This window comes from Desulfobacula sp. (assembly GCF_030145145.1).
Classification (GTDB): Bacteria; Desulfobacterota; Desulfobacteria; order Desulfobacterales; family Desulfobacteraceae; genus Desulfobacula.
Genome location: NZ_JAQYWD010000048.1, coordinates 26,053 through 36,239 on the forward strand (window position 1 = coordinate 26,053; position 10,187 = coordinate 36,239).

General features: G+C 46.7%; 7 protein-coding genes. 2 read left to right on the forward strand and 5 right to left on the reverse strand.

Annotated elements, in window-relative coordinates; all coding sequences use genetic code 11:
- Window positions 1–33: 33 nt before the first annotated feature.
- Genes ilvN through ilvD form a run of 3 tightly spaced genes read right to left on the reverse strand, consistent with a single transcriptional unit; the run spans window position 34 to window position 3,935 of the window.
- Complete coding sequence (gene ilvN / locus Q1Q15_RS22200) at window positions 34–531, reverse strand: acetolactate synthase small subunit (RefSeq protein WP_300464769.1); 498 nt, start codon at window positions 529–531, stop codon at window positions 34–36.
- A gap of 26 nt (window positions 532–557) precedes the next feature.
- Entirely contained in the window at window positions 558–2,249 is a 1,692-nt protein-coding gene (ilvB, locus tag Q1Q15_RS22205; protein ID WP_300464771.1) for a biosynthetic-type acetolactate synthase large subunit, read from the reverse strand.
- A gap of 9 nt (window positions 2,250–2,258) precedes the next feature.
- Window positions 2,259–3,935: a dihydroxy-acid dehydratase gene (gene ilvD, locus Q1Q15_RS22210; protein ID WP_300464782.1), complete on the reverse strand. Its 1,677-nt coding sequence runs from the start codon at window positions 3,933–3,935 to the stop codon at window positions 2,259–2,261.
- A gap of 304 nt (window positions 3,936–4,239) precedes the next feature.
- Here ilvD and Q1Q15_RS22215 point away from each other — a divergent pair, with 304 nt between their 5' ends.
- Both Q1Q15_RS22215 and Q1Q15_RS22220 read left to right on the forward strand, forming a co-directional pair.
- A complete protein-coding gene (locus Q1Q15_RS22215; protein WP_300464773.1) occupies window positions 4,240–6,810 on the forward strand; it encodes a hybrid sensor histidine kinase/response regulator in 2,571 nt (856 codons plus the stop codon).
- Window positions 6,807–7,955, forward strand: coding sequence for a response regulator (locus tag Q1Q15_RS22220; protein WP_300464775.1), 1,149 nt, complete (start codon window positions 6,807–6,809; stop codon window positions 7,953–7,955). Before Q1Q15_RS22215 ends, Q1Q15_RS22220 begins: the two co-directional genes overlap by 4 nt.
- 31 nt (window positions 7,956–7,986) lie before the next feature.
- Here Q1Q15_RS22220 and larB read toward each other — a convergent pair whose 3' ends face one another.
- Together larB and Q1Q15_RS22230 are read right to left on the reverse strand one after the other, a co-directional pair.
- A complete protein-coding gene (larB, locus tag Q1Q15_RS22225) occupies window positions 7,987–8,748 on the reverse strand; it encodes a nickel pincer cofactor biosynthesis protein LarB (protein WP_300464777.1) in 762 nt (253 codons plus the stop codon).
- A gap of 15 nt (window positions 8,749–8,763) precedes the next feature.
- Window positions 8,764–9,921 carry a ParM/StbA family protein gene (locus Q1Q15_RS22230; protein ID WP_300464779.1) on the reverse strand — a complete coding sequence of 386 codons (1,158 nt, stop codon included), beginning with the start codon at window positions 9,919–9,921 and terminating at the stop codon, window positions 8,764–8,766.
- Between the last annotated feature and the right edge of the window lie 266 nt (window positions 9,922–10,187).

Sequence of the window (10,187 nt, forward strand, 5' to 3'; positions counted from 1 at the left end):
GTCCTGTTTGTTCCTTCTTACCGGTTAATCTGATTATGCCTTGCCGTTTTGCTCCCGTGCCAGGGCAATGGACCCGGTGGAAGCGATCTCAATGATTCCCATGGGTTTTAACAGGGAAACGATGGCCTCATGTTTGTCACTGTCTCCGGATACTTCTATGGTGTAATGGGAAAGGCCCACATCAACAATCTTGCATCGGAAAATATCCACAATCCTCAGGATGTCCGCTTTTTTTTCAGGCTGGGCATTGACTTTGATTAATGCCAGCTGCCGCTGAACATATTTTTTATCGGTCAGATCATTGACCGTAATGACATTGATCAGCTTGTGCAGCTGTTTTTTTATCTGTTCAATAATATGGGGCTCACACTTGGTCACCATGGTAATTCTTGACACATCCGGCTCAGCCGTAGTGGCAACACTCAAACTGTCAATGTTAAATCCCCGCCCGGAAAAAAGTCCGGCAATCCTTGAAAGAACGCCGGGTTCATCATCTACGAGGATAGAGAGTAAGTACCTGTTTGTTTTCATCCGTGTTATCCTTTTTCATATTTTTATTACACCAGGAGCATTTCTGTGATGCTGGCACCTGCCGGAACCATGGGGTAAACCGACTCTTCCCGGTCCACCACAAATTCCATGACCACTGTCCCATCCGTGTTCAGGCCTTCCGCCAGGGTGGCTTCCACTGCATCGGGCCGGGTGCATTTTAATCCTTTTGCACCATAAGCCTGGGCCAGTTTTACAAAATCAGGGGCATTTTCCATGTTCGTAGACGAGTAAACTTTTTCATAAAACAGTTCCTGCCATTGTCTGACCATGCCCAAATAGCGATTGTTCAGGATGACAATTTTAACATCGATTTTTGATTCAATGGCCGTCATTAATTCCTGGATATTCATCTGAATGGATCCGTCACCGGCAACATCAACCACCAGCTTGTCCGGGCAGGCGGCTTTGGCACCGATGGCAGCCGGCAATCCAAACCCCATGACCCCCAGGCCCCCGGATGTAATAAAATGATTGGGCTTGTCAAAGTGATAATATTGTGCGGCCCACATCTGGTTCTGGCCCACTTCTGTTGTAATGATGGCCTCTCCCTTTGTCAGTTCATACAGTTTTTCAATGACAAACTGGGGTTTGATAATATCCTTGCCCTGGTCATATTTTAACGGCATGGTACTTTTCCATTCCGCGATCTGGTTCAGCCATTCCGGCCGGTTGTTTATAAACGCCTCCGGGCTTTGGTCGTCCATCAATCGAAGGATTTCTTTCAGGGCTGCCTTGCAATCCCCGACAATGGGGCATTGAACTTCGATGTTTTTATGGATAGAGGTGGGATCAATATCAATCTGAACAATCCGGGCATCCGGTGCAAATTTTTCAATATTTCCGGTGACCCTGTCGTCAAACCGGACACCCACGGCGAGCATGAGGTCACAATGCCCGATGCTCATATTGGCCCGATACGTGCCGTGCATGCCCAACATACCTAACCATAAGGGGTCAGACCCGGGAAAGGCTCCCAGTCCCATCAAGGATGCCGTGACAGGGATCTGGGCCATTTTGGCCAGGCGGGTAATTTCCCCGGATGCCTGGGCCAGAATCACACCGCCACCGGCAAAGATAACCGGGCGTTTGGCCTGTCGGATCAGATCCACCACCTTGGTGAGCTGCTTTTTGTTGGGCGTATAATTGGGTTTATAGGATTTTAAAGAAACCTTGCTGGGTTCCTCAAACTCAACCTGGGTCTGCACAATATCTTTTGGAAGGTCAACCAGAACCGGGCCCGGTCTGCCGGATCTTGCCAGGTGAAAGGCTTCTTTAATGGTTGCCGCCAGTTTGTCGACACTTTTCACAAGGTAATTGTGTTTGGTGCAGGGTCTGGTGATGCCCACGATATCCACTTCCTGGAACGCATCGTTCCCGATCAGTCCCGTTGGGACCTGGCCGGTAAACACCACCAGGGGGATGGAGTCGGAGTGTGCCGATGCGATGCCGGTGACAGTGTTGGTGGCACCGGGGCCCGAGGTCACCAGGGCCACGCCAACGGACTGGTTGGCCCTAGCATAGCCATCGGCGGCATGGACAGCCCCTTGTTCATGCCGGACGAGAATGTGTTTGAGGCCAACCTGTTTTTCAATGGCATCATAAATGTCAATGACAGCGCCGCCGGGATATCCGAAAATAGTATCAATCCCTTCTGCCTTTATCATTTTGATAAGAATCTGGGCACCTGTAAGTTTCATTTTTTTCTCCTATAAAATATCTTTAAATATGGCGCCATTGCCGGCGGAGCTCACCATTGCCGCGTACCGGGCCATATAGCCTGTTTTGATTTTGGGCTCAGGTTTTTTCCATCGGGAAAATCGGTCTGCAATGGTCTCCTGGGAAACCAGAAGGTCAATGGTGTTTCCTGGGATGTCTATTTTAATCTGATCCGTTTCTTCCACAATGGCAATCACCCCTCCCTCGGTTGCTTCCGGCGAGATGTGGCCGATGGAAGCCCCTTTGGATCCTCCGGAAAACCTGCCATCGGTAATCAGGGCGACAGTGCCGTCAAGACCCATGCCGGCAATGGCCGAGGTGGGTGTCAACATTTCCCGCATGCCCGGCCCCCCGGCAGGTCCTTCATACCGGATGACAATGACATCCCCTTGGTTGATCCGGTTGTTGAGAATGGCCTCTGTTGCCTGTTCTTCAGAATCAAACACCCTGGCCGGTCCCTGGTGTTGAAGCATTTCATCCAGGACGGCAGATTGTTTGACCACGCAGCCTTCCGGAGCAAGGTTGCCAAAGAGGATGGCCAGGCCCCCTTCCTTGTGATAGGGGGTTTCCACAGGCCGGATGACCTGCTGGTCTTTTTTTATGACGGTTTCAAGGTTCTGGGCCAGGGTTTTCCCGGTGGCGGTTAAACAGTCCATATGGAGCCTGTTATGGTCTGCCAGCTCCCGCATGACAGCCGGGATACCGCCGGCAAAATTCAAGTCTTCAATGCGGTGTTCCCCCCCGGGGCTCAGCGCACATAAATGGGGGGTTTGTTTGCTGACCTCATTGATCAGGTTCAAGTCTATTTCTACATGGGCTTCATGGGCAAGGGCCTTTAAATGAAGCACGGTATTGGTGGAACATCCCAGGGCCATGTCCACCACAAGGGCATTCATAAAGGCCTGCCGGGTTAAAATTTTATCCGGCGTGATATCCTGGCTTAACAATTCCATGATCTGTATGCCGGCTTGTTTGGCCAATCGAATTCTTTCAGACATGGGTTCGGGAATGGTTCCATTTCCCGGAAGTGCCATGCCAATGGCTTCGGTCAGGCAATTCATGGAGTTGGCCGTAAACATCCCGGCACATGATCCACAGGTGGGGCAGGCGGCATTTTCAATTTCCAGAAGCTGTTGTTCGGTCATTTTACCGGACTTGACCGCCCCCACCGCTTCAAATACCGTGATGAGGTCGATTTTTTTATCTTTTTTATCCGGGTGCTTTCCCGAGAGCATGGGGCCGCCGCTGATAAATATGGCAGGGATGTTTAACCTTGCCGCTGCCATGAGCATGCCCGGGACAATTTTGTCACAATTGGGTACCATGACAATGGCATCAAACGGATGGGCCATGGCAGTGACTTCTATGGAGTCTGCAATGAGCTCCCGGGAGGCCAGAGAGTAGTGCATCCCTTTGTGGTTCATGGCAATACCGTCACACACCCCAATGGTTGAAAATTCCATGGGGGTCCCGCCAGCCATGCTGATACCGGATTTGACGGCTTTCACAATATTATCCAGATGCATGTGGCCGGGAATAAGCTCATTGGCTGAGTTGGCAATACCGATAAGGGGTTGATTTATTTCTCTGTCAGTATACCCCATGGCCTTGAACAGGCTTCGGTGGGGTGCTCTGGCAATGCCTTTTGTTGCAATATGGCTTCTCATGGTGTTGGTCTCCAAACCAAAAAAGCCGTTATCTGCCCTGTGGGGGCTGATAACGGCTTTTAAAGTTGATTTAAGGTTTATGCCACTACGAGCCCTGTCGCTGGGAGGTGCCAATAAGGACCTCCACGATAATTAGGACTAGTAGATTGTTTATCATATTTGATTTCATAATTTTTTTACTCGACTTAAATAAGATTTATTATATATAAAGTTTGTTTAAGTCAAGAAAAAAATTAATTCTTTCAAAAAAATATTCTCCAAAATAAAATTGACAACTGAGAGAAGGTTTCTATATAAGTTTGGTATGAAAATTTATGGTTCCAATAATTTAAAAGCGTTTTCTCTGCTTTTTTCCGGATTAATGATGATCCAGTCTGCTTTGTTTCTAAGACTGGGGGCTGTGTCTCTGCTGGCCTTAAGCGGGTTTGTTATTTTCATAACCCTTTTGAATGCCTATGGATTGGCAAAAACCAGCAGTCGTCTTCCCGGTCCTATATTGAATACTGCCTTTGTGGTGTATCTGGGAGGCCTGTGTTACAAAACAGGCGGTTTTTTCAGCATCTCCATGATGTTGCTGTTTTTTATTCCTTTACTGACAACGGTTCTGAAAGAAAAAAAAGTCAGAGCCTTTTATCTGGTCGTGGCGGTTCTGCTGTTCGGTTGTTTTTATTTTGAGCAACGGGTGAATGCCGGTTTTTTTGTCAGTGACCGCCTGGTTAATATCAGTCTTTATCGGTTTTATAATCTGTCAGCTATTTTAGGCTGTTTTTTCGGTATGATAACCGTGTATGTGAAAAATACTGAGCAAACCGCTATACAGCTTGCCCATGCCCGGCAGGAGTGCCGGCAGATTTCTGAAAAAACCCATCAGGCCATGAAGGTGAAAGACGAATTCCTGGCCAATATGAGTCATGAAATCAGAAATCCAATGAATGGTATCCTCGGTATGATACATGTGTTACTGGATTCGGATCTGGATGAAGACCAACGGGAATATTCTCAGATTGCCTATAACAGTGCCAGGGCATTATTAACCATTGTTAATGATATCCTTGATCTGTCAAAAATTGAAGCCGGTAAGCTTGAACTGAATGTCATGGATTTTGACCTTGATATTGCCATAAAAGATATTGTATCCCTTCCTGAACTCCAGGCCCGGCAGAAGGGAATTATTTTTTCATATTCCATACATCCCGAGGTTCCCTGTCTTTTGCAGGGGGATATCGGTCGAATTCGCCAGGTGATTAACAACCTGACCGGTAATGCCATCAAATTTACAGATGCAGGAGAGGTGACCTTGAACATCACTTTGAAGTCAGAGGATGAAACCCGGGCACACCTTTATTTCAATGTGGAAGATACCGGCATTGGCATCAAAGAAAATCAATTAAATGCCCTTTTTGAATCCTTTACCCAAGCGGACCTGTCCATCACCAAAAAATATGGGGGCACTGGCCTGGGATTGGCCATATCAAAATTGCTGGTTGAAAAAATGGGCGGAAAAATCGGTGCAGAAAGTATTGATATGATCGGTTCCAGCTTCTGGTTCATCCTGCCGTTAAAAAAACAACTGGAGAAGCAACACACCTTTGATTTTTCTAACCGGAATATTGATGCGTGCAGGATTCTGGTGTTGAGTGAGGGGATAACCCTTGGAAAGCGGTTAGAAACCACGATGAATTCATTGGCCCTAGACTATGATCAGGCCTTTGATGACACGGAAGCCATTGAAATGCTGCGGTGGGCTAAAAATGAAAACATGCCTTTTCCCCTGATGATTATGGAAGTCAAGGAAAGCGATCAGATGGTGGAAACCGTTGCCAGGAAAATCAAACAGGATCAGCAACTTAAGGATACAAAATTGATACTGGTGTCATCCATCGGGAAAAAAGGAGATGCCAGACGGTTTGAAGAGGCCGGATTTTCAGCATTTTTAAGCGGACCAGTGGAAAAATCACTTCTTTTAGATGGGATTAAAGCCGCATTATCCCGTCCCGGACAGGACGATACCGGGAATTTGCCGATTATCACCCGGTATAGTATTCTTGAAACAAAAAAACATTTACAGCAGATCCTCATCGTAGAAGATATGGAAACCAATATCTTGATGGCAAAAGCCGTCCTTGCCAAACAGGGATATCAAACAGATGCCGCCAGAAATGGGCAGGAGGCTGTCCAGAAACATAAAGAAAAGCCATATGATCTGATTTTGATGGATTGTCAGATGCCAGTGTTGGATGGGTTTGAAGCAACGCGCCAGATCAGGGAAAATGAAAAAGTATTTAAAATGGATCATGTTCCCATCATTGCCATGACCGGGAACGCATTTGAAAGTGATCGGAAAAAATGTTTTGATGCCGGAATGGATGATTTTCTTTCAAAACCGGTTGACCCTGATATCCTGGCACAAAAGATCCGGTCAAATTTTGTCGACGTGGCCCTTTCCTCCAAAAAAACGCCTTTCCGGGAACCGGGAAAAGAACCCACCGTGCCGGTTATCCCACCGGCATCCTTGCCATCGGAAATATCCAGTGGTGCATCCGGACAAATTCTGTGTTTTAATAAAGATAAATTGTTTGAAAGATTTGGAGAAGATGAAGAACTGATTGACATTGTCGTAACGTCTTTTTTCCAGGAGGCCCCGGTGTTGATAGAGCGGATTGGGAATGCCGTTAATCAAAAGAATGTTGAACAGGTCAGGTCAAACGCCCATGCCTTGAAAGGGTCTGCTGCCAATATCAATGCAGATTTGTTGAGCAAGGCTGCGTTGGAAATGGAAACCCTGGCAAAGATCGATTGTTCAGATGCATTCTCTCCAGCATTCGAGAGTCTTCAAACGGAGTATAACCGGTTTATCAGGGAAGCACAATTATGATCGATATTGAAACCATGTCGATCCTTGTTGTGGATGATATGAAAAGCATGCGGTTAACCATTCGAAAAATGCTTCAAAATCTGGCCATTGGAAAAAATTTACGGTTTGCAGAAAACGGAAGACAAGGCCTGGAAATACTGAATACCGAGAGATGTGATCTGGCGATCCTTGACTGGAGCATGCCGATTATGAACGGATTTGAACTGCTCGAGACAATTCGAAAGGATAAAGTGCTCAGAGATTTGCCGGTGATTATGGTGACGGCTGAAGCAGAGCGGGATATTGTTTCCCAGGTGGCTGAAACGGAAATAGATGGGTACCTGTTGAAACCGTTAACCCTTGCCTCTCTGGATGGTAAAATTAAGGCAGTTGTGGAAAAGGTCAATCATCCGGATCTTGCGACCCAGCATCGATTAAAGGCCCGGGACCTGGAGGAAGAAGGCGATTATGAATCCGCCATTGAACAACTCCGCATCGCCCTGACCCATAAACCATCGGCTTCCAGACTCCTGCGCCAACTGGGATTATTGCATTTTAAGATCCAGAAGCCTGCCATTGCAGAAAAATGTCTGGTAAAGGCGGCATTGGTGAACAAACAGGATACCATTACCCGGGTTCACCTGGCCGATTATTATATGGATACCAATGACCTTGAAAAGGCCGGCAAATATTACCTTGAGATCCTGTCATTGAGTACCCAGTATCATGAATCGGCAATGGATCTGGCTGAGCGGCTTATGATCAGCGGTTTCAGGCAGTTGTCCCAGGAGATGTTTTCAAAAATCATCAGCCGGTCCAGCAAACAGAATACAGTACGGGAAAGGGTTATCGATATCTGCCTGGCCCATAATGAGATTGAATATCCCCGGGAATTGCTGGAACAGGCCATCCGGGAGAATCCGTCAAATTACGAGATGATCTATAAAACCGGACTGATTCGCCAGAAAGCAGGTGACTGGGATAAGGCGCTGATGTGTTTTATGCGAGTTGACCGTCAAGTCCGGGGCCATATTGAAGCAAAATTTCAAATTGCAAAAATATATTACCGGAATCAACAGATCCTTGAAGCAGATGATTATTTGAACCAGATTCTCAGGATAGATCCCAAAAATGAGGCCGCACTGGCCTTGAGAAGACAATTTTAAGGATGCTTTTTTCCCTGGAGAGCCGATGCGATTATCCAGCGATGGAGACATGGTTAATGGAGGAAGCCATAAACCCGGCCCCAAATCCATTGTCAATATTGACCACGGCAATATTTGAACTACAGGAATTGAGCATCCCCAGGAGCGCGGTAATTCCCCCGAAGCTTGTCCCATAGCCAATACTGGTGGGAACGGCAATCACCGGGGCTTTGACCATCCCTGCCACCACACTGGGAAGTGCCCCTTCCATCCCGGCCACAACAATGATGACCGCAGCCGTCATGATTTGTTCCTGAAAGGCAAACAGCCTGTGAATGCCGGCAACCCCCACGTCAAAGATGGATTCAACATCATTGCCCATGGCCTGGGCGGTTAAGATTGCCTCCCGTGCAACCGGAATATCCGATGTCCCGGCAGAAATTACCAGAATTTTACCAAACCCGGTGATGGTCGGTTCCTTCCTCTTGACCCACAGGAGTCTGGCGTCTTCAAAATATTGGGTCCCGGGAATGACGCTTTTTATGGCATGGGCTTTTTCTTTGTCCAGGCGGGTCACAAGAATGATATCCTCATGAACGATCATTTTTTCCAGAATGCCGATGATGTGCGCACTTGTTTTGCCCTGCCCGAAAATTACTTCGGGAAAGCCTTTTCTTAGAGATCTGTGATGATCAATCTGGGCAAAATCAATGGTTTCAAAAGACAGGTGTTTGAGCTGGGTTTTGGCATCCTCAACCGTCAAGGCGCCTTTGGCCACAAGAGATAAAATTTTGATTAAATCGGTTTGGTTCATGGGTCCCTGCAGGTGTCAGCTTTGGCGTTTCAGCCAGGAAAGTCCCTTGGACGGGGGGGTAACCGTTGCGTCTTTTGGATCCGGGGACTGGTCGGGTTGGTTTTTATCGTCGGCAGTGTCTTCTTTACTTTTTGGGTCTGCCTGTCGCTGGGAAATATATTTGGCATATCCCCATTTATATCTGCCGAATTTGCAATACCCCCGGACATTGTTGAACCGAGCATCCCCATTGGGGTAAATGGGGATAATATTGCCGTTGATATTCGGGGTCAGATACGCTGCCAATTCAACACTGCCGCCGCCGGAAAGAAGAATGGTATCCATGTCCCATTCGTTTTCCCACAGCCGGTTAAGATCTGATGCAATGGCCGATGCCGCATGGGTGTAGACCCGTTTTTTCAGATTGGAAATATTATATTCTTTGCCCCGGATTTTGATCATTCCGGATTCAACGAATTTAAACATTCGATAGAGTTCAATATTGATATTAGTTTCCTGCCGTAATTTGTTGGCAATGACGGAAAAACATTTTGAAATACCGGTATCCAAAGTGGAAGACCCCCTTTCAATATAGTGAAGGTGGTCGAAAATGCTGAAATCAGTGGTCTTGAAGCCAATGTCAACAACGCCTATCTTTTGGGTGGCCAGCTCCCGGTCTTTTATTTGTCCCTGGTCATCAAAAAGGAGGTTGAAAATAGAGCCAATGGGTTGGGGGATGATAAGAATTTTATCAATGTGAATTCTTTTTTTTACATCCTGGCCGTCTTTATGGTGAAAGGTAATGTTGTGGGTGCCCAGGATCATTTCTTTTAATCGTTTGCTGTCTCTTCGCAAATATCCAACCGGTAACCCGGATACGACCTGAATGGGGGCTGAGGTCTCCGTGCAAATCCCTGCAGCGGCAATGGCCAGGATTTTAACAAATTCTTCAATCAGTTTTTCCTGGTCAAGGGTGAATTCGCGAATATTGGATTGACGTTCGGCATAACTGCCCAGAAAATAAGATTTGTCTTCCAGGGTAATATGCAGGTTTGAGCTTGAAGATCCATCATCCAATGAAGAGTGGAATTGGATATCCGTGGCATCTCCAATGATGGATTTGAAGATGACGGAATTTTTGCCATTATATGCTTTTGTAAATCCAAACCCGACATCAATGCCAACAATTTCCATATTATTTTTCTCCTGAAGGTTTCGGCTCCATTATCAGATAAAGTGAAGACTTAGCTTTATCGTTAGATATCATTATGAAATGAACTGCGTCAAGGGATATTGATCCAGCAATTCTTGCACTTCTTCCCGGAATATTATAATAGTGCTAAGCATAATTAGTGCCTGAACGGAAACCCGTGTTTGGACGAAAAGTTGCCCATATGCAAGGCGTAAGAAACTCTGAAACCGGAGTGTACTAATGTACATGAGGATTTCAGAGTTTTGCA

Coding starts and splice junctions, on each gene's coding strand:
- Q1Q15_RS22215 (WP_300464773.1), top strand. CDS start 4,240: ATGAAAATTTATGGTTCCAATAATTTAAAAGCGTTTTCTCTGCTTTTT.
- ilvB (WP_300464771.1), bottom strand. CDS start 2,249: ATGAAACTTACAGGTGCCCAGATTCTTATCAAAATGATAAAGGCAGAA.
- larB (WP_300464777.1), bottom strand. CDS start 8,748: ATGAACCAAACCGATTTAATCAAAATTTTATCTCTTGTGGCCAAAGGC.
- ilvN (WP_300464769.1), bottom strand. CDS start 531: ATGAAAACAAACAGGTACTTACTCTCTATCCTCGTAGATGATGAACCC.
- ilvD (WP_300464782.1), bottom strand. CDS start 3,935: ATGAGAAGCCATATTGCAACAAAAGGCATTGCCAGAGCACCCCACCGA.
- Q1Q15_RS22220 (WP_300464775.1), top strand. CDS start 6,807: ATGATCGATATTGAAACCATGTCGATCCTTGTTGTGGATGATATGAAA.
- Q1Q15_RS22230 (WP_300464779.1), bottom strand. CDS start 9,921: ATGGAAATTGTTGGCATTGATGTCGGGTTTGGATTTACAAAAGCATAT.